The sequence below is a fragment of the Streptomyces sp. NPDC048295 genome (genome assembly GCF_040652135.1).
GTDB lineage: Bacteria > Actinomycetota > Actinomycetes > Streptomycetales > Streptomycetaceae > Streptomyces.
In genome coordinates, this window is sequence record NZ_JBEZLL010000008.1 from 75,292 (window position 1) to 97,113 (window position 21,822).

Below are 21,822 nucleotides of genomic sequence, written 5' to 3' on the forward strand. Positions count from 1 at the left end.
CTGTCATGAACGTAAGCCGCCTCATACCCACCGCCGCCGTCGCCGGAGCAGTCGCCCTCGGCCTCACCGCCCTCACCGCCTGCTCCTCCTCGGACGCCGCGGACCACAAGAACGGCGACAAACTGGACGTGGTGGCCTCGTTCTATCCGATGCAGTTCCTGGCCGAGCAGATAGGCGGGAAGCACGTCTCGGTCACCACGCTGACCAAGCCGGGCCAGGAGCCGCACGACCTGGAGCTCAGCCCGCGGCAGATCGGCGGGCTCACCGACGCCGGCTTCGTCCTCTACCTCAAGGGCATCCAGCCCGCCGTGGACGACGCCATCGCACAGTCCGGCGCGAAGCACGTCACCGACGCCGCGAAGCTCACCACGCTGGAGGACCACGGCACCGAGACCGGCGCCGACGAGCACGGCCACGAGCACCACGGCGACGAGGCCGGGGCCGACCCGCACATCTGGCTGGACCCGGTGAAGTACGCCGAGGTCGCCAAGGGCGTGGGCGCGTCCCTGGAGAAGGCCGACCCCGGCCACGCCGCGGACTACCGGAAGAACACGGACGCGCTGGTCACCAAGCTCGACGGCCTGAACACGGCGTACGTGAACGGGCTGAAGAACACCTCCACCAAGACGTTCATCACCACCCACTCCGCCTTCGGGTACCTCGCCGAGCGCTACGGCCTCACCCAGGAGGGCATCGCCGGCGTCGACCCCGAGGCCGAGCCCAGCCCCGCCCGGATCAGCGAGATCCACACCATCGCGGAGAAGAACAAGGTCACCACCGTATTCTTCGAGACGCTCGCCAGCGACAGGACCGCGAGGACCGTCGCCAAGGACACCGGCCTGAAGACCGACGTCCTGGACCCGCTCGAAGGAATCACGGCCAAGTCCCGGGGCGGCGACTACATCGAGGTCATGCGGTCCAACCTCGCCGCCCTGCAGAAGGCGCTCGGCGCGAAGTGACCCCCGAACCACCCGTCACAGCAGCATCGGAGGCGCTCATGCCCGAGACCGGGAGCACCACGACCGAACCCGTGATAGCCCTGCGGGGCGCCACGGCCACGCTCGGAGCACGGCCGGTGCTGCGGGGCATCGACCTGACCGTCCATCGCGGCGAGGTCGCCGCCCTGCTCGGCGCCAACGGCTCGGGCAAGTCGACCGCCGTACGCTCCGTCATCGGTCAGGTCCCGCTCACCGGCGGCTCCGTCGAGCTGTTCGGCACCCCGCTGCGCCGCTTCCGCAGCTGGGCACGGATCGGCTACGTGCCCCAGCGGACCACGGCGGCCGGCGGGGTCCCCGCCACGATCCGCGAGGTCGTCACCTCCGGGCGGCTGTCCCGCACCAGGCTGGGCCTGCTCCGCAAGGCCGACCGGGCCGCCGTCGACCGGGCCGTCGAACTCGTCGGCCTCGCCGACCGCGCCAAGGACCCGGTGGACGCGCTCTCCGGCGGACAGCACCAGCGGGTGCTGATCGCCCGCGCGCTGGCCGCCGAACCCGAGCTGCTGATCATGGACGAGCCGATGGCCGGCGTCGACCTGGCCAGCCAGGAGATCCTCGCCGCGACCCTGCGCGAGCAGGTCGCGGCCGGCACCACGGTGCTGCTGGTGCTGCACGAGCTCGGCCCGCTGGAGCCGCTGATCGACCGCGCGATCGTGCTGCGCGACGGCTGTGTGATGCACGACGGGCCGCCGCCGAAGGCGCTGGGCCAGCACGCCCTGCCCGGACACGACCATGTACACCCCCACGCGGCCACCGAGCCCGTCCGGACGGGACTGCTGAGCTGATCATGGAATTCCTCAACCCTCCCTTCATGCAGCGTGCCCTGCTCGCCGCCGTTCTCGTCGGCGTCATCGCCCCCGCCGTCGGCATCTACCTCGTCCAGCGCCGCCAGGCCCTGATGGGCGACGGCATCGGCCACATCGCGATGACCGGCGTCGGGCTCGGCTTCCTGCTCTCCACCAGCCCCGTCTGGATGGCCACCGCGGTCGCCGTCGCCGGTGCCGTCGTGATGGAGCTGATCCGCTGGTACGGACGCACCCGCGGCGACATCGCGCTGGCCATGCTGTTCTACGGCGGCATGGCAGGCGGTGTGCTGCTGATCAACCTCTCCGACACCGGCTCCAACGCCAACCTCACCTCGTACCTCTTCGGCTCGCTGTCCACGGTCTCCTCCGAGGACATCACCTCGATCTGCCTGCTGGCCGCCTTCGTGCTGCTGGTGACGCTGGGGCTGCGCCGCCAGCTGTTCGCGGTCAGCCAGGACGAGGAGTTCGCCCGGGTCACCGGACTGCCGGTGCGGGCGCTGAATCTGCTGGTCGCCGTGACGGCAGCGGTGACCGTCACCGTCGCGATGCGGGTCGTCGGGCTGCTGCTGGTCAGTGCGCTGATGGTGGTGCCGGTCGCGGCCGCGCAGCAGATCTCCAGGTCCTTCCGGGTGACATTCGTGCTGTCGGTCGTCATCGGCACGGCGGTCACCCTGGCCGGCACCGTCACCTCGTACTACCAGGACGTCCCGCCCGGCGCGACCATCGTTCTGCTGGCCATCGCGGTCTTCGTCGCGCTGACGCTGCTGGCGACCCCGCTGGCCAGGAGCCGCGCCCGACGGAGCGAAGCGGCGTCCGAGGAGTGCACCCTGGAGGTACCGGCCTCCCGTCCGGCCCCGGACGAGCTCCGGGTTTGACCGTGGCGCCGGGACGGGCTGGCACAATGGCCCGACACAGGTACGGGCGACACGAGGAGGCTGCTGTGGCGACGGCGCCGATCAGTGGAACGAACGCGGCCCCGGTACGCGGCCGGTCGACCCGGCAACGGGCGGCGGTGGCGGCGGCGCTCGACGAGGTGGACGAGTTCCGCAGCGCCCAGGAGCTGCACGACGTGCTCAAGCACCGCGGCGACTCGGTCGGGCTGACCACCGTCTACCGCACCCTCCAGTCCCTCGCCGACGCCGGCGAGGTCGACGTGCTGCGCACCACGGACGGTGAGTCCGTGTACCGGCGCTGCTCGACCGGGGAGCACCACCATCACCTGGTGTGCCGGATGTGCGGCAAGGCCGTGGAGGTCGAGGGCCCCGCGGTGGAGCAGTGGGCGGAGACCATCGCCACCCAGCACGGCTATGTGAACGTGGCCCACACGGTGGAGATCTTCGGTACCTGCGCGGAGTGCGCCCAGGCGAAGAAGTGAGGGTCCGGGGGCGCCGCCCCCGGACCCCCTCGCTCAGCCCTTCGGCTTCTGCTCCGCCTCCACCGCACCGCCGAAACGCCGGTCCCGCTGGGCGAACTCCAGGCAGGCCCGCCACAGGTCGCGGCGGTCGAAGTCCGGCCAGAGCACGTCCTGGAAGACCATCTCGGCGTAGGCGCTCTGCCAGATCAGGTAGTTGGACGTGCGCTGCTCCCCGCTGGGGCGGACGAAGAGGTCGACGTCCGGCATGTCCGGGTAGTAGATGTACTTCGCGAAGGTCTTCTCGTTGACCTTGGACGGGTCCAGCCTCCCGGCCGCGACGTCCTCGGCGATGCGCTGCGCGGCGTCGGCGATCTCGGCCCGGCCGCCGTAGTTGACGCAGAAGTACAGCGTCATCCTGTCGTTGTCCTTGGTCTGCTCCTGGGCGACCTGGAGCTCCTGGACCACGGACTTCCACAGCTTGGGCATGCGGCCCACCCAGCGGATGCGGATGCCCAGCTCGTCCATCTCGTCGCGGCGGCGGCGGATGACGTCCCGGTTGAAGTTCATCAGGAACTTCACCTCCTCCGGGGACCGCTTCCAGTTCTCGGTGGAGAACGCGTACAGCGAGAGGTTCTTGACGCCCATCTCGATGCAGCCCTTGAGCACGTCCATGACGACGCCCTCGCCGACCTTGTGGCCCTCGGTGCGCGGGAGGCCGCGCTCCTTGGCCCAGCGGCCGTTGCCGTCCATCACGACGGCCACGTGCTTGGGCACCAGCTCGCCGGGGATCTTCGGGGGCGTGGCACCGGAGGGGTGCGGCTCCGGGGTCTTGTAGTCGCGCCGGTTACGGCCGCCGAGCATCCCGCGTACTGCCATGAACTGTCTCGCTCCCTGTGCCTGATCTGCCTGAGTCACTTCTCTACGTACCGCAGTGAGCGCAGCCCGCGCTCCAGATGCCAGTGCAGATAGGCGGACACCAGTCCGCTCCCCTCCCTGACATGACGCGCCTCGCACGCGTCCGCCGTCTCCCAGTCGCCGCTGAGCAGCGCGCTCAGCAGGGCGACGGCCTCAGCCGAGGGTACGACGCTGCCGGGCACCCGGCAGTCGCCGCACACGACACCGCCCGCCGCCACGGAGAAGAACCGGTTCGGTCCGGGCATTCCGCACCTGGCGCAGTCCTCGAAGCTGGGTGCGTAGCCGTTGACGGCGAGCGAGCGCAGCAGGAACGCGTCGAGGATGAGGTGCGGCTCGTGTTCGCCGCGGGCGAGGGTGCGCAGCCCGCCGACGAGCAGCAGGTACTGCTGGACCGCGGGCTCGCCCTCGTGGTCGGTGAACCGCTCGGCGGTCTCCAGCATCGCGGTGCCGGCGGTGTAGCGGGCGTAGTCGGTGACGATTCCGCCGCCGTACGGGGCGATCGTCTCGCTCTGGGTGCAGAGCGGCAGTCCGCGGCCGATCAGTTCGCTGCCGCGGGCGAAGAACTGCACGTCGACGTGGGAGAACGGTTCCAGCCGCGCCCCGAACTTGGACTTCGTGCGCCGCACCCCGCGCGCGACGGCGCGGACCCGGCCGTGGCCGCGGGTCAGGATCGTGATGATCCGGTCGGCCTCGCCCAGCTTCTGCGTGCGCAGCACCACGCCGTCGTCCCGGAACAAGCTCATACGACCATTGTCCGGTACGGAGCCGGCTCACCGGCCCTCCGGGGCGGTCAGGAGGGGGTGCGCGCCGCCTCGGCGAGCAGCCGGGCCGTGTCCTGGGCGCAGAGCTGCAGCGCGCCGCCGACCGTGGTCAGCACCTCGCGCTCCGCCTGTCCGTACGGGCCGTCGGCGAGCGCGATCCGGGCGCCCTGGAGCAGAATCGATTCACGTCCGGCGGGGGCCAGATGCGGGGCGAGGGGTTCCAGCGCCTCGTGCAGTTCGATGGCGAGGGCCGCTCCGCAGGCCTCGGCCGCGGGGCCGAAGGCGGAGCCGTCGCCGGTGTCCGCGGCGAGCACCTCGACGACGGTGCAGAGCTGCTCCTCGGTGCAGTCGTCGAATCCGGCGCCGCGCACGATGGCGGCCGCGGTCTCCAGCACCGTGCGGGAGGTGGTGCCGCCGGCCGCGAGGACGCCGAGCGTGACGGTGTGGACGGCGTCCCGGAGCATGGCGGAGAGCCGGGTGGTGGTGGGGTGGTCGAGCGCGTCGGTGCCGAAGTGCTCGCGGCAGGCGGCGCATTCGACGACCGGGCCCACCGTGCCGCGCGCCAGCATCGGCACGCCGAGCACCGCGAAGCGCCGACGGCCGGTGAGCCGGCGGTAGTTGCGGTCGCCGCCGCAGCCGGGGCAGAAGAACTCGCCGTCGCCCACGGGGTCCCAGATGGTGCGGATGCCGCAGATACGCAGCTTCATGGCGCGTTGTCCCAGGGCTGACCGCACGTCGCACACCTCCGTAACGCTCCGGCAACATTGCCGTGTGGACGTGATGTTAACCACAGTCGTGATGTGGCGTCAGCACCTCGCTCGTCACAACCCTCCGGAGATGGCCGAACCCCGCCCCCCGGATGCGGGTGGACGGGGTCCTCGGCCGTGCGGATCGACGCCCTCGCGGGCGCCGGATCAGCGGCTGGAGCGGTTGACGGCGGAGACGACCGCCTTCAGCGAGGCCCGGGTGGTGTTGGCGTCGATGCCGATGCCCCACAGGACCTTTCCGTCGATCGCGCACTCGATGTACGAGGCGGCCTGGGAGCTGGCGCCCTCGCTCATGGTGTGCTCGGTGTAGTCCAGCAGACGGGCGTCGATACCGATGGCCTGCAGCGCTTCGAAGAACGCGGAGATCGGTCCGTTGCCGGTGCCGGTCAGCACGGTGTCCGCGCCGTCCACGGTCGCCTCGACGGTGATCGTGTCCTGGCCGTCGGAGCCGGTCGTCGTCTGGCCGGTGCGCAGCTGTACGCGGCCCCAGGCGTTCTCCGGGTTGGGCAGGTACTCGTCGCGGAACGTGGACCAGATCTGCGTCGGGGTGACCTCGCCGCCCTCGGCATCCGTCTTGGCCTGAATGATCCGGGAGAATTCGATCTGCATCCGGCGCGGCAGGTCCAGCTTGTGGTCGTTCTTCAGGACGTAGGCGATTCCGCCCTTGCCGGACTGGGAGTTGACCCGGATGACGGCCTCGTAGCTGCGGCCGACGTCCTTCGGGTCGATCGGCAGGTACGGCACGGCCCACTCGATGTCGTCGACGGTCCTGCCCTGGGCGGCCGCGTCGGCCTCCATCGCGTCGAAGCCCTTCTTGATGGCGTCCTGGTGGGAGCCGGAGAAGGCGGTGTAGACCAGGTCGCCCGCGTAGGGGTGGCGCGGGTGGACCTCCATCTGGTTGCAGTACTCGCTGGTGCGGCGGATCTCGTCGATCTGCGAGAAGTCGATCTGCGGGTCGACACCCTGCGAGAACAGGTTCATGCCCAGGGTGACCAGGTCGACGTTGCCGGTGCGCTCGCCCTGGCCGAACAGGCAGCCCTCGATCCGGTCGGCACCGGCCATGATGGCCAGCTCGGCGGCGGCGACGGCGGTGCCGCGGTCGTTGTGCGGGTGGACCGACAGGCAGACGAACTCGCGGCGCGACAGATGGCGCGACATCCACTCGAACCGGTCCGCGTGCGTGGACGGCGTCGAACGCTCCACGGTGGCGGGCAGATTGAGGATGATCTCGCGGCCCTCCTCCGGCTGCCAGACGTCGCAGACCGCCTCGCAGACCTCCAGGGCGAAGTCCAGCTCGGTGTCGGTGAAGATCTCGGGGCTGTACTGGTAACCGAAGGTCGTCTCCGGGCCCAGCAGCTTCTCCGCGTACTCCATGACCAGTCGCGTGCCGTCCACGGCGATCTGCTTGATGTCGTCCTTGGAGCCGCGGAAGACGACCCGGCGGAAGGTGGGCGCCGTCGCGTTGTACAGGTGGACGGTGGCGCGGTGGGCGCCGACGAGGGACTCCACGGTCCGCTCGATCAGGTCCTCGCGGGCCTGCGTCAGGACGGAGATCGTCACGTCCTCGGGGATCGCGCCCTCTTCGATGATGGAACGGACGAAGGCGAAGTCGGTCTCGCCGGAGGACGGGAAGCCGACCTCGATCTCCTTGTAGCCCATGCGTACGAGCAGATCGAACATCTCGCGCTTGCGCGCCGGTGACATCGGGTCGATCAGGGCCTGGTTGCCGTCGCGCAGGTCGGTGGAGAGCCAGCGGGGCGCGACCGTGATCCGCTGGTCCGGCCAGGTGCGGTCGGGGATGTCGACGGCGTCGTAGGTGCCGTACTTGTGGATCGGCATCCCGGACGGCTTCTGCAGCCGAGTCGCGTTGGTGATCGGCGTCGGACGGCCGACGGCGGACTCGGCGCGGTTCTGAGCGGGATTTACGGCAGTCATGGCGTAGGGCTCCTCGGGGTCCAACCAGTGGGACGGCCGACTGTGTCGCTGCAACACAAGACTCCGCGGGGAGGGGGTCGGCCTACGACTACAGGCCCTCGCCGCGGCAGCTAAGAAGAAGCAGCCCGAAACGCATGATGCGAAGAGACTATCCGAGGGGCGCCTGATACGTCGGTCCCGTATCAGTATGCGGGACCGGGAGCAGGAAACGCCCAACAGTGACCGATCACTCCATTTCGTCAATCCTGATCGCAACCAGTGACATCATCGTTACCCAATGCCACAGTCGGGGGTATGCAGCCTCAGTCACCGCACGGGTTCCACCCCGTCTTCTGCACGATCGTGCCGCCCCACGTCCTCGACAAGCTGTCGCAGTCCGACAACCCCGATCTCGCCGGTCCCTCCCGTCGCACCCTGGAGAGCGACGCGGCCCGCCGCACCCGCCGCCAGATGGCCACGGTCGTCACCGTGCCCGTCGCCCCCGCGACCGCGGGGGAAGCCTCCGACAAGCCCGACCGGACGCTCTACGACTGCCGCCACGGCACCCACCTGCCGGGCACCAAGGTCCGCGCCGAGGGCCAGGATCCGACGCAGGACGCGAGCGTCAACCGCGCGTACGCGGGGCTCGGCGCCACCTTCGAACTGCTGCTCAAGGTGTACGGCCGCCGTTCGATCGACGGCAACGGACTGCCGCTGATCGGTTCCGTGCACTACGACAAGAAGTACAACAACGCCTTCTTCGACGGCGAGCAGATGGTCTTCGGCGACGGGGACGGCGTGGTCTTCCTGGACTTCACCGTCTCCATCGACGTGATCGGCCACGAGCTGACCCACGGCCTGACCCAGTACACCGCCAATCTGAGCTACTACGGCCAGTCCGGCGCGCTCAACGAATCCATGTCCGACGTCTTCGGCTCCCTGGTGAAGCAGTACACGCTGGGCCAGAGCGCCGACCAGGCGGACTGGCTGATCGGCGCCGGCCTGCTGGCGCCGGGCGTCCAGGGTGTCGCGCTGCGCTCGATGAAGGCGCCTGGCACGGCCTACGACGACGACGTGCTGGGCAAGGACCCGCAGCCCGCGTCGATGGAGGACTACATCCACACCAGCGAGGACAACGGTGGGGTGCACCTCAACTCCGGCATCCCGAACCGCGCGTTCTATCTGCTGGCGACGGCGCTCGGCGGCAATGCTTGGGAGCGTGCCGGGCAGCTCTGGTTCGATGTGCTCACAGGTGGTCAACTGGCCGTGGACGCGGACTTCGCGTCCTTCGCCCGGCTGACGGTCGCCGCTGCCCGCAGCCGCTTCGGCGAGGGCGACGAGACCGAGGCCGTCCTGAAGGCATGGTCGGAAGTGGGCGTACCGACCGCTTAGAACCCGGACGCCCGGCGTTGGAGGACATCGCATGCGGATTCAGGTCAGCAGGACCGGCGGCTTCGCCGGTATCGCACGCCACAGCGAGGTCGACACCGCCGGGCGGGACGACGCCCCGGAGTGGGAGGCACTGGCCGAGTCGGCGCTGGCCGCGGGCCACGACACCCCGCCCAAGGGGGTGCCGGACGGCTTCCGGTACCGGATCACGGTCGGCGACCGGACGGTCCACTGCGCCGACCCGAGGCTGACCGACGCCCAGCGGGCCCTGGTCTCACGTGTCCTGAAGGAGGGCGCGTGAGACCTGCCGCCCGGTGACCCGGGCCCTCGCGAACCGCCTCAGAATCCCAGCTTGCGCAGCTGCTTCGGGTCGCGCTGCCAGTCCTTGGCGACCTTCACATGGAGGTCCAGGAAGACCGGTGTGCCGAGCAGCGCCTCGATGTGCTTGCGGGACTTCGTGCCGACGTCCTTCAGCCGCTTGCCCTTCGGGCCGATGATGATGCCCTTCTGGCTGGGCCGCTCGATGTAGACGTTGGCGTGGATGTCGAGCAGCGGCTTGTCCGCCGGGCGGCCCTCGCGGGGCAGCATCTCCTCGACGACGACCGCGATGGAGTGCGGCAGCTCGTCCCGCACGCCTTCGAGCGCGGCCTCGCGGATCAGCTCCGCGACCATGACCATCTCGGGCTCGTCGGTGAGGTCGCCCTCCGGGTAGAGCGGCGGGCTCTCGGGGAGCAGCGGGGCGATCAGGTCGCCGAGCAGGCCGACCTGGGTGTCCTTGACCGCGGAGACCGGGATGATCTCCGCCCACTCGAAGCCGAGCTCCTCGCCGAGGCGGGAGACGGCGAGCAGCTGTTCGGCGAGCTGCTTGGAGTCGACCAGGTCGGTCTTGGTGATGATGGCGATCTTCGGGGTCTTCTTGATGCCCGCGAGTTCCTTGACGATGTACTTGTCGCCGGGGCCGAGCTTCTGGTCGGCGGGCAGGCAGAAGCCGATGACGTCGACCTCGGCCCAGGTGGTCCGCACCACGTCGTTGAGCCGCTCGCCGAGCAGGGTGCGCGGCTTGTGGAGGCCGGGCGTGTCGACCAGGATCAGCTGCGCGTCGTCGCGGTGCACGATGCCGCGCACGGTGTGCCGGGTGGTCTGCGGCCGGTTGGAGGTGATCGCCACCTTCTGGCCGACCAGAGCGTTCGTGAGGGTGGACTTGCCCGCGTTGGGGCGGCCCACGAAGCAGGCGAAACCGGCCCGGTGGGGGTCCTTGCCCGCGGCCTGCCGCGCAGCGGCTTCTGTGTCAGGTCGAACGCTCATGGCGCCCATTGTCCCCGATCCCGGCGGCCTCGCCGCACCAAGGGCCGCGGCGGGGCGTGCCGGGGTGTCGCCTCAGGCGGTACGGGCGCGGCTCCGGCGGGCCCGTACCCACATCGCCGTACCCCCGCCGACGATCACCAGCAGGATCCCGGCCATCAGCCAGGGCAGGGCGAAGTACGGGGCGGCGGCGGACTCGCGGGTCTGCCGGGCGCTCGCGGTCAGCCGGATCTCGCCCCATTCCAGCTGGGGCGCGTCGGCCCACTGCTCGGTCAGCCGTACCTCCTGGCGGGGCAGCAGTTCGGAGGGGATGCGCTTCAGGTCGCGGGCGAGCAGGGTGCGTCCGAAGAGCCCCTCGGCCTTGAGTGCGACCTTGGGGCTGAGGGTGACATTGCCCCGGTTGTGGAGGGTGTACGAGATGACGGCCCGGCTCCGTCCGGTGCCGGGGACCAGCGGCTGGGTGTGCTCGACCCGGATGTCGTCCACGGAGAGGGCGGGCATGGTGGGGCCGTTCACCCGCAGATAGATCCGGGCGCCGACCGCCTTCTGGATGCCCACGGCGACGGAACCGGCGTCGGCGGGGTCGACGCGTTCGTCGAGTGCGACGAGCGCGCCGGGGTGGTCGCCCGGTTCGGCGCTCTCGGGGACGGTGATGGTGAGCGGGACGGTGACCGATCCGTGCGGCTCCACGGTGACCCGGTCGCGGTCGGTCCTGGCCCAGGCGCCGACCGAGCGCTGCCGCTCGTCGCGGGCCCGTACGGCGAAGCCGCCGTCGCGCGCGGTGTTGTAGGCGTCGGCCGCGTACAGCCGGAAGGTCTGCGGCCGGTCCGTCTTGTTGGTGACGGTGACCTTGTCGTGGAGCGTGGCGCCGGGATCGGCCGAGAGGTAGAAGTACGGGCGCTGACCGGCCCGTTCGGTGGCCGGGTAGACCGACCAGCTGCCGTTGTCCGCGGCGTGGGCGGCGGGCGCGCCGATCAGCAGGAGGGCGCCGGCCAGGAGAGTCAGATAGATGGTGCGCACGGTGCGAAGCCCCCGGGTGGTGGTCGGGACGGGCGGTCCGGGCGGGTGCGCGCCCGGTCCGCCTGCTGGTCGGGACCGCTCGGTCAGGTCAGGGTGAGGGTCAGCACGCCGGAGTACGCGCCGGGGGCGGTGTACGCCGGTACTTTCAGCGCGAGCCGGGCGTCGACGGTGAACTCGCCGCCGGTGACGGTCCCGTTCGGTGTGGACGCCAGGGTGGCGCCCGCGCTGCCGACCGATCCCGCGGAACCCGCCGCGCAGGTGCTCGGGCTGCCGGGCTTCGTCGCGCAGACCGGGGTCCAGGCGAGCGCGGAGGCGCCGATCGTCGCGCCGCCGGGGCCCTTGAAGTCGGTGACCTTTCCGGTCAGGGACCAGCCCGCGGGGCCGCCGCGGAAGTCCTCGACCGTGACCGTCTGCAAGGAGCCCCGGGAGGCACCGCCGCGGCCGAAGTCGACTGCCGACATCTCGACGGTGTCCCCGGCCTGGACCATGGAGAGCGTGCCCGCCTCGATGGAGGTGTTGAGCCGCTGGCTGCCGTCCGGGACCTCGCCGCCGCCACCGGTGACGGTGTAGGCCTGCGGGCCGGCGCCCTTGGCCGGGTCCCAGCTGCCGCCCTCGTAGGCGACGATGCCGGTGGTCGCCGGATCGTCGACGGTGAGCCGGCCGCTGAAGCTGCCGGAGCCGTCCGCCTTGGCGGTGGCCGTGTCGGCGGTCGCCGCGTCACCGGCCCGGCCGGCGAGGGTGATGTCCGCGCCGGGGGTGAACTTCGACCCGGTGACGGTGACCGCTTCGCCCGCCTTGCCGGACGCGGCCCCGAGCTGGATGGCACGCTCGTTGACCTGGCCGCCGTCGTCCGTCGCGATGATCGTCTCGGAGACGGGGGCGGGCGGATTCGTCACCGTGCAGGGGGTGTCCAGCTCCATGATGTAGCTGGTGTGGATGTTGTAGTCGCCGGGCGAGAGCGTGATCTGTCCGGGTGCGGTGACCGTGAAGGTGCCGGTCATCGAGAACGACGGGAAGACGCCCTTGCCGGGTACCGGGTCGTTCTTCTTCGGGCCCGCGACGGTGACGCTCGCGCTCTGCGCACCGCCGACGGTGACCTTGCCGGTCGGCGTCATGATGTCGGCGGGCAGGGCCAGATCGACCGGGTTGCTCGCGGCGGCCTCGACCACGGTGTACGTGACCGTGACCGTGTCGCCCACCCTCGGGGCGGCGTTGTCGACGGTGATCTCGGCCTTCGTGGTCCCGTCGATCGGCGGGATGCCCGCGATGGCCGGCGGGATGCAGTGGGTGGGGAAGTCCACCGGCACCGAGGCGGTGACCATCGCCTGCGCGGGGCCCGCGAGCCCCCCTCCCGCGGCCACGACGAGCGCGCCGACACCCAGCGCGGCGGCCCAGCGGCGGCCCGGCCGTCTTCGGGCAGCGGATCTTCGCATGCTGATGCTTCGGACGGTCTGGCGCATGGAGCCCCCTCCTGCGGATGCGGCGCGGCGGCTCTCCGCGCCGACGGGGGCCCATTGACGGCTCCGGCTCCGAAGAAGTCAATGGCAGCGGGACGCTTGAGCTGATGACCCATCAGATACTGTCAAGATCCGCGCTTCCCGCGCCCGGTGACGCGAAAGCCCCGCACCGGCCGGGTGCGGGGCTTTCGTACACGGTGTGCGGATCGGGTCAGCCCGCCGTCACGCTGACCCGCAGGGTGCCGTCGGGCCCGGCGAGCAGTACGGGGGTCTCCGGGCCGCCCAGGTCCCGTACCGCGGCACGGTCCTCGGCCGACGGGGTCTCGGCCTCGGAGACGACCGCGGCCGCCTCCAGGGAGGTGGCCCCGCTGGCCACGGCCATCGCCACGGCGGTCTGCAGCGCGCTGAGCTTCAGCGACTCCAGCCGTACGGTGCCCGCGACGTAGGTGCGCCCGGTCTCGTCCCGTACGGCCGCGCCCTCCGGCACACCGTTGCGGGCGCGGGCGCTGCGCGCCAGCGTGACGATCTTGCGGTCCTCGGCGCCGAGGTCGGTACTCTCAGTCATGTGCCGAGCATACGAACCGGGCGTGCCGTCCCGCGCACCGCCTACGGCCGGTCGAGCCGCAGCCGGTCCGCCTTCGGCAGTCCCGCCACCACCAAGTCGTAGGAGTCCTCGATCAGCTCGCGGAGCAGCCGGTCGGGCACCCCGGACACCGTCACCGTGTTCCAGTGCCGCTTGCTCATGTGCCAGCCCGGCACCACCGCGTCGTACTTCTCCCGCAGCCGCACCGCCTCGTCCGGGTCGCACTTCAGGTTCACCGTCAGCGGCCGGGCGTCCAGCGCGGTGAGCGCGAACATCTTCCCGAGCACCTTGAAGACGGAGGTCTCGGGGCCGAACGGGAACTCCTCGGCGCTCGCGTTGAACTCCAGACAGAAGGCCCTCAGCTGCTGCGGGGTCATTCCTCGTCCTCCCCCTGCGGTGCCACGGGCTCCACCAGCACCGTGACGATCTTGTTGCGGCGGCCCGCCGGGGACTCCGCGGTCAGCCGCAGCCGGCGGCCGTCCGGCAGGTCGACGACGGCCGAGGCCCCGGCGATCGGGACCCGCCCCAGCGCCTTGGCCAGCAGTCCGCCGACGGTCTCCACGTCCTCGTCGTCGTACTCGTCGAGGCCGAACAGCTCCCCGAGGTCGCCGATGTCGAGGCGCGCGGTCACCCGGAAGCAGTCGCTCCCCAGCACCGTGACGGGCGGCAGCTCGCGGTCGTACTCGTCGGTGATCTCGCCGACGATCTCCTCCAGGATGTCCTCGATGGTGACGATGCCCGCCGTGCCGCCGTACTCGTCGATCACCACGGCGACGTGGCTGCGCTCCTGCTGCATCTCGCGCAGCAGGTCACCGGCGTTCTTGGTGTCGGGCACGAAGGCGGCCGGGCGCATCGCGGTGGAGACCAGATCGGCCTCCGACTCGCGGTTGATGTGGGTCTTGCGGACCAGGTCCTTGAGATAGACGATCCCGACGATGTCGTCCTCGTTCTCCCCGGTGACCGGGATCCGGGAGAAACCGGAGCGCAGGGCCAGGGTGAGTGCCTGCCGGATCGTCTTGTAGCGCTCGATGCACACCAGGTCCGTCCGCGGCACCATGACCTCGCGCACCAGCGTGTCGCCGAGCTCGAAGACGGAGTGCACCATGCGGCGCTCCTCGTCCTCGATCAGCGACTCCGCCTCGGCGAGGTCGACCATCGCGCGCAGTTCGGCCTCGCTGGCGAACGGGCCCTTGCGGAAGCCCTTGCCCGGGGTCAGCGCGTTGCCGATGAGGATCAGCAGCTGCGGGATCGGGCCCATGACCCTGGCCAGCGGCAGCAGGACGTACGCCGCTGCGGTGGCGGTGTTCAGCGGGTGCTGGCGGCCGATGGTGCGCGGCGAGACGCCGATGGCGACGTAGGAGACGAGGACCATCACGCCCATGGCGACGGCCAGCGCCTCCCAGGTCTGCGGGAGCTCCTTCAGGCAGGCGTACGTGACGAGCACCCCGGCCGACATCTCGCAGGCGACCCGCACCAGCAGGGCGACATTGAGATAGCGGGTCGGATCCGCCGCGACCTGCTCCAGCTTCCCGCTGCCGCGCCGCCCGGAGCGGACCGCCTCGGCGGCCCGGAAGCTGGAGACCCGGGCGATGCCCGCCTCCGCGCAGGCCGCCAGCCAGCCGACGACGACCAGCAGCACGGCCCCGAGTACGAGAGGAACGCTCACGAGACGGTGGGGGCGGGCGACGGACCGGTCAGACCGTGCTCGGCGCGCCAGCCGTCGACGATCGCCGCCTGGAGGCCGAACATCTCGGCCTTCTCGTCCGGCTCCTCGTGGTCGTACCCGAGGAGGTGCAGCACTCCGTGGACGGTGAGGAGCTGGAGCTCCTCGTCCATGGAGTGCCGGGTCTCCGCGTCCTCGCCCTGCTTCTTGGCGACCTCCGGGCAGAGCACGATGTCACCGAGGAGCCCCTGCGGGGGCTCCTCGTCGTCCTTGGCCGGCGGACGCAGCTCGTCCATCGGGAAGGACATGACATCGGTCGGGCCCGGAAGGTCCATCCACTGGATGTGGAGCTGTTCCATGGCGTCGGTGTCCACCACGATCACCGAGAGTTCGGAGAGCGGGTGGATCCGCATCCGCGCGAGCGCGTAGCGGGCGATGTCGAGGATCGCCTGCTCGTCGACCTCGGTTCCGGACTCGTTGTTGACGTCGATCGACATGGTGCGCTGCGACTACTTCCGTTTGTGGCTGTCTCGGTTGTCGTACTTCTCGTACGCGTCGACGATACGGCCGACGAGCTTGTGCCGGACGACATCCTGGGAGGTGAGCCGGGAGAAGTGCACGTCCTCGACGCCGTCCAGGATCTCCTGGACCTGGCGCAGACCGCTCTTGGTGCCGTTCGGCAGGTCGACCTGGGTGACGTCACCGGTGATGACGATCTTCGAGTCGAAGCCGAGCCGGGTCAGGAACATCTTCATCTGCTCGGCGCTGGTGTTCTGCGCCTCGTCGAGAATGATGAACGCGTCATTGAGCGTGCGGCCGCGCATGTACGCCAGGGGCGCCACCTCGATCGTGCCCGCCGCCATCAGACGCGGAATCGAGTCGGGGTCGAGCATGTCGTGCAGCGCGTCGTAGAGCGGGCGCAGGTACGGGTCGATCTTCTCGTAGAGCGTGCCGGGCAGGAAGCCGAGCCGCTCGCCCGCCTCGACGGCGGGACGGGTCAGGATGATCCGGTTGACCTGCTTGGACTGCAGGGCCTGGACGGCCTTCGCCATGGCGAGATAGGTCTTGCCGGTACCGGCGGGGCCGATGCCGAAGACGATCGTGTGCTTGTCGATCGCGTCGACGTACCGCTTCTGGTTGAGCGTCTTGGGGCGGATCGTGCGACCGCGGCTGGAGAGGATGTTCTGGGTGAGCACCTCGGCCGGGGTCTCCTCGCCGTCCCCCTCGCCGTTCTCCGTCGCCCTGAGCATGGCGATCGAGCGTTCCACTGCGTCCTCCGTCATCGGCTGACCGGTGCGGAGCACCAGCATCATCTCGTCGAACAGGCGCTGGATCAGGGCGACTTCCGTCGCGTCTCCGGCGGCGCTGATCTCGTTTCCCCGGACGTGGATGTCGGCCGCCGGGAAGGCCGTCTCGATCACGCGCAGCAAGGCGTCGCCTGAGCCCAGAACGGTCACCATCGGATGGCTGGCGGGGACGGTGAAGTGGGCTCGCGCCTGCCTCGGCGCAGGGGTCTGGGCTGTGGGTGTCTGAGTCATGGGCCGGCTCTGTGGCCTGCACATACCTCCCGTTGCAAGGTCCTCGCCGATCGACAACCTCTCGGATTACCAAGCCTACGACTCCGCACCGACAACACCGAGAGCTTTTTCGCACACGCTCACGAACGGCCGTGCCCCGCCGTCAGGCGGGATGCCGGAAGCCGATCGTCGGGACCGCGCGGCGCAGCGGCCAGGGCCGGGCGGCGGCGGGCAGCAGTTCCTCCAGGAAGGCGTACCGCTGGAGCGCGGCCGGGTCCTGGTCGGCGAGGGTACGGATCTGCTGCCACCAGGCGGCGATCTCCGCCCAGCCCGGCGCCGACAGCGATCCGCCGAACTCCTGGACCGAGAGCGCCGCGGTCAGCCCGGCGAAGGCCAGCCGGTCGGCCAGCGGCCAGTCCGCCAGGGTGCCTGTGACGAAACCGGCGACGAAGACGTCGCCGGCGCCGGTGGGGTCGAGCGCCTCGACCTCGATCGCGGGCACCTCGGCGCTCTCCCCGGTCACCGAGTCCACCGCGTACGCGCCCTCGGCGCCCAGGGTGACCACGGCGAGCGGGACGCGCTCGGCCAGGGCGTGGGCGGCGGCGCGCGGGCAGCCGGTGCGGGTGTAGCGCATCGCCTCCTCGGCGTTGGGGAGGAAGGCCTGGCAGTGCTCCAGGTCGGTGAGGGCGTCCAGGTCCCAGCGGCCGGTCTCGTCCCAGCCGACGTCCGCGAAGATCCGGGCGCCGTTGCGGGCCGCGGTGGCGACCCATGGTTCGCTGCGACCGGGGGCGAGCGAGGCGATGGCGGCGCGGGCGCGGGGCGGGCAGCGCGGGAAGGACGGTTCCCCGGCGGGCAGGGCGGTGCCGTGGGTGCCCTCGGGGCCGGGGGCCTCGTGGCCGTGCGAGACCATCGTCCGCTCGCCCTCGTAGGCCATCGAGACGGTCACCGGCGAGTGCCAGCCGGGGACGGTGTGCGACATGGACAGGTCGATGCCCTCGCCCTGCTCCAGGGCGTCCCAGCAGTACTCCCCGTAGTGGTCGTCGCCGAAGGCGGCGGCCAGCGAGGTGTGCAGCCCCAGTCTCGCCAGGGCGGTGGCCATGTTGGCCACGCCGCCGGGGCTGGAGCCCATGCCGCGGGCCCAGGACTCGGTGCCGCGCACCGGGGCGCTGTCCAGGCCGGTGAAGATGATGTCGAGGAAGACCGTGCCGGTGAGGAAGACGTCGCAGTCCGGGTCCTGCGGGGCGCGCAGCCCGTCCAGTGGGTCGATCCCTGGAATGTCCGTGCTCACCTTGCACTCCCCGGTCGTGGCAGATCCAGCCAGTGTGCCCGATTCACCGCCGTAACCGGAGCGTGCGCGCCGTCGGTGCCGACAAGGCCCGCCGCGGCACCCCGCATTCAGCCGCTGACCTGCATAAACATGCGCTGTTACCCGCACTCCCGGAGCATAAACGCAAACGTGACCCAGATCACACGGGGGTGCCTTTCGGTCGACTGTCCGCGGTTGATACAAATTGGCCCGCGAGCCCCTTCGGCGACGGTTGCCGACGAGTGGCCCGACTTCCCCGTATTTCCCGCATTGCCCTCCCCTGCCTTCTCTGCCGTATCGGCATGTCTTCAGGAACGCCCATGTCCTCGCGCCCTCGCGCCGCGTGGCCCCTGGTCGCCGTGTTCACCGCCGGTTACCTCGCCGCCTATCTGCTCCCCACCATCGTCGGGCGGCTCTCCGTCCATCTCGGCCTCAGTACGGCGCAGTCCGGTCTGGTCGGCAGTGCCCTGCTGCTGAGTTCGGCGACCGCCGGGTTCACGCTGGCGGGCCGGGTCGAGACGTACGGGCCGCGGCGGCCGGCCCGGATCGGGCTGGTGCTGGCCATGGCGGGGTACGGCTGCGCCGCCCTGGCCGGATCGGTCCCGCTGGTGGTCGTGGGCGCGATGATCGGCGGCTTCGGCTCAGGTACGGCGACCGCGGTGGCCGCCTCGGGCATCGCCGCCCAGCGCGATCCGCACCGGACCTCGTCGCTCGGGCTGCTCAGCGTCTCCGCGACGGCGGGCGCCCTCTATCTGACGATCCCGCACCTCGGCGGCGGCCACCGGCTGCCGTTCGCCTCGATCGCCCTGGTCGCCCTGGTCGTCTGGCCGGCCACCGCACGGCTCGGCGGCGCCGTGCCCGCCGGCCCCGCCGCCCCGGCCGCCGCCCGGCTGCCGCACCGCCGTTCCGGTCTCGTGCTCGCGGGCGGCATGCTCGTCTGGTCCATGGCGCAGAACGCGCTGTGGGGCGTCAGCAGCCGGATCGGGGTGGCTCAGGCGGGGCTCTCCGAGGTGACCATCGGCGCGGTGTTCGCCGCCGCGCTCGGCGCGGGTCTGCTCGGGGTGATGGGCGCCGGGGTGCTGGGCGCCAGGCTCGGCCGGGCGGTGCCGATCGGTCTGGGCACCGTGATCATCGCGGCGAGCATCGTGCTCAGCTCGTCGGCCGGGAGCCTCGGCCGGTTCGCGACCGGCGAGATCCTCTGGAACACGGTCTACCCCGTGGTCCTGTCGTACCTGATCGGTCTGGCCGCCTCCCTGGACGTACGCGGCCGCTGGGCGGTCCTCGCGGGCTCCGCGTCGTCCGTCGGGGTGGCCTGCGGGCCGGTGCTCGGCAGTGTGCTGTCCGAGCAGGCCGGCTACCCGGTCATGGGCCTGATCCTGGGCGCCCTCACCCTCCTGGTCGCGGCCCCGTTCACGGCCGTCGCCCTGCACACCGGCGGCCGCCCGCTGGTGCCGGGATCGGTGCGCCGCAGGGGCGGTGCCCCGGCCGCGCTGCTCGCCGTCACCACCGGAGCGGTGCCGGGCGCCGTGCCCAAGCTGGGCGCGCCCGAGCAGGCCGTCACGGAGATCAGCCTGCCCGTGCGCCGCAGGCGCCCGGTCCGGGCCGCGTTCCGGACGGCCGGCCCGGCGGGCGCGGCCGGTCAGTCGAACGCGTACGCCTCGACCTCGGACAGATAGCGCGCCCTGCGCTCCTCGTCGTGGTCGAGGAAGGCCGCCTCGAAGGAGTTGCGGGCCAGCGTGCGCAGCTGCTCCTGGTCCAGGCCGAGCGCCTCGCGGACGGCGTGGAAGGTGTCCCCGGCGTACCCGCCGAAGTAGGCGGGGTCGTCGGAGTTCACCGTGCAGAGCAGCCCGGCGGCCATCATGGCCCGCAGCGGGTGCTCCTCCAGGGTGTCGATGGCGCGCAGCCGTACGTTGGACAGCGGGCAGAGGGTGAGCGGCACCCGGCCCGCGACCAGCCGCTCCACCAGCTCCGGGTCCTCCATGCAGCGCAGCCCGTGGTCGATGCGCTCCACCCCGAGGACGTCCAGGGCCTCCCGGATGTACTCGGGCGGGCCCTCCTCGCCGGCGTGCGCGACCTTGCGCAGCCCGAGTGCCCCGGCCACCTCGTACACCTCGCGGAACTTCGCGGGCGGGTGGCCCACCTCCGCCGAGTCGAGGCCGACCGCGCTGATCCGGTGCAGATACGGCTTCGCCGCCTCCAGGGTCTCCAGCGCCGACTCGGCCGACTGGTCGCGCAGGAAGCACATGATCAGCTGGGTGGAGACGCCGTGCTTCTCCTCGCTGCGGTCCAGCGCCCGGCCGAGCCCCTCGACGACGGTGCCGATCGGGACGCCGCGGGCGGTGTGCGCCTGCGGGTCGAAGAAGATCTCCGCGTGCCGGACGCCCTGTGCGGCGGCGCGGGCGAGGTAGGCGTCGGCGAGCTCCTCGAAGTCCTCCTCGGTCCGGAGCACCGCCATCAGCGCGTAGTACAGGTCCAGGAAGCTCTGCAGGTCCTCGAAGAGGTAGGCGGTACGGAGCTCCTCGGTGTCCGCGTAGGGCAGTCGCACGCCGTTGCGCCGGGCGAGCGCGAAGGCCAGTTCGGGTTCGAGGGTGCCTTCGATGTGGAGGTGGAGTTCGGCTTTGGGGAGGTGCACGGGTTTTTCACGCTCACAGACGGTGGTGCTGGTGTGGTGCTGGTGTGTTCAGAGGTGCCGGGTGGGCACGGGGACCCGGCCGAGGTCCTGGGCGACGGTCAGTTCGCCCTCGTACCCCGCCGCGCGGGCCTGGGTCTCGAAGGCGGCCGGGTCGTCGTACCGCTGCGAGAAGTGCGTCAGCACGAGGTGCCGCACGCCCGCGTCCCGGGCGACCCGGGCCGCCTGGCCGGCGGTCAGATGGCCGTGGTCGGTGGCGAGCCGTTCGTCCTCGTCCAGGAAGGTCGACTCGATGACCAGCAGGTCGCAGCCCTCGGCGAGCACATGCACGCCGTCGCAGAGCCTCGTGTCCATGATGAACGCGAACCGCTGGCCGCGCCTGCGCTCGGAGACGTCGTCGAGCGTGACGTCGCCGAGGGCGCCCTCGCGCCGGATCCGGCCGACGTCCGGGCCCTTGATGCCGTGCTCGGCGAGCTTCTCCGGAAGCATGCGCCGCCCGTCGGGCTCGACGAGCCGGTAGCCGAACGACTCGACGGGGTGCGAGAGCCGATGGGCGCTGAGCGTGTACGCGTCGGTGGTGGCGAGCACCCCGTCGGCGGCGACCGGGACCTCGGTCAGCTCGACGGACTCGCGGTAGGCGGTGGCGTACCGCAGCCGTTCGAAGAAGTGCTGCCCGCTCGCCGGGTAGTGCGCGGTGACCGGGTGCGGGACCTGGTCGAGGTTGATCCGCTGGATCACCCCGGCCAGGCCCAGCGAGTGGTCGCCGTGGAAGTGCGTGACGCAGATCCGGTTGATGTCGTGCGCGGCGACACCGGCCCGCAGCATCTGGCGCTGGGTTCCCTCACCCGGGTCGAAGAGGATGCCCTCGCCGTCCCAGCGCAGCAGATAGCCGTTGTGATTGCGGTGTCTGGTCGGGACCTGGCTGGCGGTGCCGAGGACCACGAGTTCGCGTACGGACACGGTGTGCGACCGGCCGCTCTAGCCGGGGGGCCACTGCAGTCCGCGGCCGCCCAGGACGTGGGCGTGCGCGTGGAAGACGGTCTGGCCGGCGCCGGAGCCGGTGTTGAAGACGACCCGGTACCCGGTGTCCACGATCTTCTCGTCGGCGGCGATCTGCCCGGCCTCACGCAGTATGTCGGCGGCGATCGCCGGCTCGGCGGCGGCGAGCGCGGCGGCGTCCGGGTGGTGGACGCGGGGGATGACGAGTACGTGGGTGGGAGCCTGCGGGTTGATGTCGCGGAAGGCGACGGTGGTCTCGGTCTCGCGGACGATGGTGGCCGGGATCTCGCCCGAGACGATCTTGCAGAACAGGCAGTCGGGCTGCGGTTCTCCTGCCATGGGGCGGCTCCTCGGTAGGTGATGGTCGTGGTGATCGTTGTACGGCATGCTATCGGGCCCGCAATCCAGCCCCTCCGGCAATCAAGGAGCGGGGCCCGGGGGCAGC

General features: G+C 71.1%; 23 protein-coding genes. 7 read left to right on the forward strand and 16 right to left on the reverse strand.

Annotation, left to right across the window (positions count from 1 at the left end):
- Positions 1-5 precede the first annotated feature (5 nt).
- From AB0D53_RS14185 to AB0D53_RS14200, 4 genes are all read left to right on the forward strand, one after another.
- Positions 6-959 carry a metal ABC transporter substrate-binding protein gene (locus AB0D53_RS14185; RefSeq protein ID WP_362445004.1) on the forward strand — a complete coding sequence of 318 codons (954 nt, stop codon included), beginning with the start codon at positions 6-8 and terminating at the stop codon, positions 957-959.
- A gap of 38 nt (positions 960-997) precedes the next feature.
- Positions 998-1,780 (forward strand): metal ABC transporter ATP-binding protein, encoded by a 783-nt coding sequence (locus tag AB0D53_RS14190; RefSeq protein ID WP_362445007.1) that lies wholly within the window; start codon positions 998-1,000, stop codon positions 1,778-1,780.
- Between the two features lie 2 nt (positions 1,781-1,782).
- Positions 1,783-2,676: a metal ABC transporter permease gene (locus AB0D53_RS14195; protein ID WP_329821088.1), complete on the forward strand. Its 894-nt coding sequence runs from the start codon at positions 1,783-1,785 to the stop codon at positions 2,674-2,676.
- 65 nt (positions 2,677-2,741) lie between these two features.
- Positions 2,742-3,176: a Fur family transcriptional regulator gene (locus AB0D53_RS14200; protein ID WP_362445011.1), complete on the forward strand. Its 435-nt coding sequence runs from the start codon at positions 2,742-2,744 to the stop codon at positions 3,174-3,176.
- 33 nt (positions 3,177-3,209) lie between these two features.
- Here the strand turns inward: AB0D53_RS14200 and AB0D53_RS14205 are convergent, their stop codons facing one another.
- From AB0D53_RS14205 to leuA, 4 genes are all read right to left on the reverse strand, one after another.
- Positions 3,210-4,031, reverse strand: a complete 822-nt coding sequence (locus AB0D53_RS14205) for an isoprenyl transferase (protein ID WP_362445014.1) — start codon at positions 4,029-4,031, stop codon at positions 3,210-3,212.
- Positions 4,032-4,066: 35 nt separating this feature from the next.
- A complete protein-coding gene (gene recO / locus AB0D53_RS14210) occupies positions 4,067-4,813 on the reverse strand; it encodes a DNA repair protein RecO (protein WP_362445017.1) in 747 nt (248 codons plus the stop codon).
- Positions 4,814-4,860: 47 nt separating this feature from the next.
- Positions 4,861-5,538 (reverse strand): TerB family tellurite resistance protein, encoded by a 678-nt coding sequence (locus AB0D53_RS14215; RefSeq protein ID WP_362445629.1) that lies wholly within the window; start codon positions 5,536-5,538, stop codon positions 4,861-4,863.
- 207 nt (positions 5,539-5,745) lie between these two features.
- Complete coding sequence (gene leuA / locus AB0D53_RS14220) at positions 5,746-7,533, reverse strand: 2-isopropylmalate synthase (protein ID WP_362445020.1); 1,788 nt, start codon at positions 7,531-7,533, stop codon at positions 5,746-5,748.
- Between the two features lie 294 nt (positions 7,534-7,827).
- On the opposite strand from leuA, the gene AB0D53_RS14225 reads away from it, so the two are divergent.
- Positions 7,828-8,904, forward strand: a complete 1,077-nt coding sequence (locus AB0D53_RS14225) for a M4 family metallopeptidase (RefSeq protein ID WP_362445023.1) — start codon at positions 7,828-7,830, stop codon at positions 8,902-8,904.
- Between the two features lie 31 nt (positions 8,905-8,935).
- On the forward strand, positions 8,936-9,202 hold the full coding sequence (locus AB0D53_RS14230; RefSeq protein WP_266733137.1) for a protealysin inhibitor emfourin: 267 nt from the start codon (positions 8,936-8,938) through the stop codon (positions 9,200-9,202).
- Between the two features lie 38 nt (positions 9,203-9,240).
- Here AB0D53_RS14230 and era read toward each other — a convergent pair whose 3' ends face one another.
- The 9 genes from era to AB0D53_RS14275 form a co-directional block, all read right to left on the reverse strand.
- Positions 9,241-10,206: a GTPase Era gene (gene era, locus AB0D53_RS14235; RefSeq protein WP_329821083.1), complete on the reverse strand. Its 966-nt coding sequence runs from the start codon at positions 10,204-10,206 to the stop codon at positions 9,241-9,243.
- Between the two features lie 72 nt (positions 10,207-10,278).
- Positions 10,279-11,223, reverse strand: a complete 945-nt coding sequence (locus tag AB0D53_RS14240) for a DUF916 domain-containing protein (protein WP_362445028.1) — start codon at positions 11,221-11,223, stop codon at positions 10,279-10,281.
- Positions 11,224-11,306: 83 nt separating this feature from the next.
- Positions 11,307-12,656, reverse strand: coding sequence for a beta-xylosidase (locus tag AB0D53_RS14245; RefSeq protein WP_362445633.1), 1,350 nt, complete (start codon positions 12,654-12,656; stop codon positions 11,307-11,309).
- A 235-nt stretch (positions 12,657-12,891) separates the two neighbouring features.
- Positions 12,892-13,245, reverse strand: coding sequence for a cytidine deaminase (locus AB0D53_RS14250; protein ID WP_329821081.1), 354 nt, complete (start codon positions 13,243-13,245; stop codon positions 12,892-12,894).
- Positions 13,246-13,286: 41 nt separating this feature from the next.
- A complete protein-coding gene (locus AB0D53_RS14255) occupies positions 13,287-13,640 on the reverse strand; it encodes an MmcQ/YjbR family DNA-binding protein (protein WP_362445032.1) in 354 nt (117 codons plus the stop codon).
- Positions 13,637-14,929, reverse strand: coding sequence for a hemolysin family protein (locus tag AB0D53_RS14260; protein ID WP_362445035.1), 1,293 nt, complete (start codon positions 14,927-14,929; stop codon positions 13,637-13,639). Before AB0D53_RS14260 ends, AB0D53_RS14255 begins: the two co-directional genes overlap by 4 nt.
- Positions 14,926-15,423, reverse strand: coding sequence for an rRNA maturation RNase YbeY (gene ybeY, locus AB0D53_RS14265; RefSeq protein ID WP_072483570.1), 498 nt, complete (start codon positions 15,421-15,423; stop codon positions 14,926-14,928). The genes AB0D53_RS14260 and ybeY overlap by 4 nt, the downstream gene beginning before the upstream one ends.
- Before the next feature lie 12 nt (positions 15,424-15,435).
- The gene (locus AB0D53_RS14270) at positions 15,436-16,464 is read right to left on the reverse strand and encodes a PhoH family protein (protein ID WP_362445039.1); all 1,029 of its coding nucleotides are present in this window, start codon (positions 16,462-16,464) and stop codon (positions 15,436-15,438) included.
- A gap of 142 nt (positions 16,465-16,606) precedes the next feature.
- Complete coding sequence (locus tag AB0D53_RS14275) at positions 16,607-17,731, reverse strand: PfkB family carbohydrate kinase (protein WP_362445042.1); 1,125 nt, start codon at positions 17,729-17,731, stop codon at positions 16,607-16,609.
- Between the two features lie 338 nt (positions 17,732-18,069).
- Here AB0D53_RS14275 and AB0D53_RS14280 point away from each other — a divergent pair, with 338 nt between their 5' ends.
- Entirely contained in the window at positions 18,070-19,425 is a 1,356-nt protein-coding gene (locus AB0D53_RS14280; protein ID WP_362445045.1) for an MFS transporter, read from the forward strand.
- Here the strand turns inward: AB0D53_RS14280 and AB0D53_RS14285 are convergent.
- From AB0D53_RS14285 to AB0D53_RS14295, 3 genes are read right to left on the reverse strand one after another with little or no spacing between them, the layout of a single operon-like run.
- Positions 19,389-20,381 carry an adenosine deaminase gene (locus AB0D53_RS14285; protein WP_362445048.1) on the reverse strand — a complete coding sequence of 331 codons (993 nt, stop codon included), beginning with the start codon at positions 20,379-20,381 and terminating at the stop codon, positions 19,389-19,391. The two genes, AB0D53_RS14280 and AB0D53_RS14285, sit on opposite strands and share 37 nt — an antisense overlap.
- 48 nt (positions 20,382-20,429) lie before the next feature.
- Positions 20,430-21,338, reverse strand: coding sequence for a ribonuclease Z (locus tag AB0D53_RS14290; RefSeq protein ID WP_362445051.1), 909 nt, complete (start codon positions 21,336-21,338; stop codon positions 20,430-20,432).
- An 18-nt stretch (positions 21,339-21,356) separates the two neighbouring features.
- Complete coding sequence (locus AB0D53_RS14295) at positions 21,357-21,716, reverse strand: histidine triad nucleotide-binding protein (RefSeq protein WP_329821073.1); 360 nt, start codon at positions 21,714-21,716, stop codon at positions 21,357-21,359.
- Positions 21,717-21,822: the final 106 nt, after the last annotated feature.

Excerpts from the sequence above, each read along its gene's own strand:
- AB0D53_RS14185 (WP_362445004.1), top strand. The coding sequence starts at position 6 with ATGAACGTAAGCCGCCTCATACCCACCGCCGCCGTCGCCGGAGCAGTC.
- AB0D53_RS14255 (WP_362445032.1), bottom strand. The coding sequence starts at position 13,640 with ATGACCCCGCAGCAGCTGAGGGCCTTCTGTCTGGAGTTCAACGCGAGC.
- AB0D53_RS14225 (WP_362445023.1), top strand. The coding sequence starts at position 7,828 with ATGCAGCCTCAGTCACCGCACGGGTTCCACCCCGTCTTCTGCACGATC.
- era (WP_329821083.1), bottom strand. The coding sequence starts at position 10,206 with ATGAGCGTTCGACCTGACACAGAAGCCGCTGCGCGGCAGGCCGCGGGC.
- AB0D53_RS14205 (WP_362445014.1), bottom strand. The coding sequence starts at position 4,031 with ATGGCAGTACGCGGGATGCTCGGCGGCCGTAACCGGCGCGACTACAAG.
- AB0D53_RS14230 (WP_266733137.1), top strand. The coding sequence starts at position 8,936 with ATGCGGATTCAGGTCAGCAGGACCGGCGGCTTCGCCGGTATCGCACGC.
- AB0D53_RS14270 (WP_362445039.1), bottom strand. The coding sequence starts at position 16,464 with ATGACTCAGACACCCACAGCCCAGACCCCTGCGCCGAGGCAGGCGCGA.
- AB0D53_RS14245 (WP_362445633.1), bottom strand. The coding sequence starts at position 12,656 with ATGCGAAGATCCGCTGCCCGAAGACGGCCGGGCCGCCGCTGGGCCGCC.
- AB0D53_RS14250 (WP_329821081.1), bottom strand. The coding sequence starts at position 13,245 with ATGACTGAGAGTACCGACCTCGGCGCCGAGGACCGCAAGATCGTCACG.
- AB0D53_RS14215 (WP_362445629.1), bottom strand. The coding sequence starts at position 5,538 with ATGAAGCTGCGTATCTGCGGCATCCGCACCATCTGGGACCCCGTGGGC.
- recO (WP_362445017.1), bottom strand. The coding sequence starts at position 4,813 with ATGAGCTTGTTCCGGGACGACGGCGTGGTGCTGCGCACGCAGAAGCTG.
- leuA (WP_362445020.1), bottom strand. The coding sequence starts at position 7,533 with ATGACTGCCGTAAATCCCGCTCAGAACCGCGCCGAGTCCGCCGTCGGC.
- ybeY (WP_072483570.1), bottom strand. The coding sequence starts at position 15,423 with ATGTCGATCGACGTCAACAACGAGTCCGGAACCGAGGTCGACGAGCAG.
- AB0D53_RS14195 (WP_329821088.1), top strand. The coding sequence starts at position 1,783 with ATGGAATTCCTCAACCCTCCCTTCATGCAGCGTGCCCTGCTCGCCGCC.
- AB0D53_RS14295 (WP_329821073.1), bottom strand. The coding sequence starts at position 21,716 with ATGGCAGGAGAACCGCAGCCCGACTGCCTGTTCTGCAAGATCGTCTCG.
- AB0D53_RS14190 (WP_362445007.1), top strand. The coding sequence starts at position 998 with ATGCCCGAGACCGGGAGCACCACGACCGAACCCGTGATAGCCCTGCGG.
- AB0D53_RS14280 (WP_362445045.1), top strand. The coding sequence starts at position 18,070 with ATGTCCTCGCGCCCTCGCGCCGCGTGGCCCCTGGTCGCCGTGTTCACC.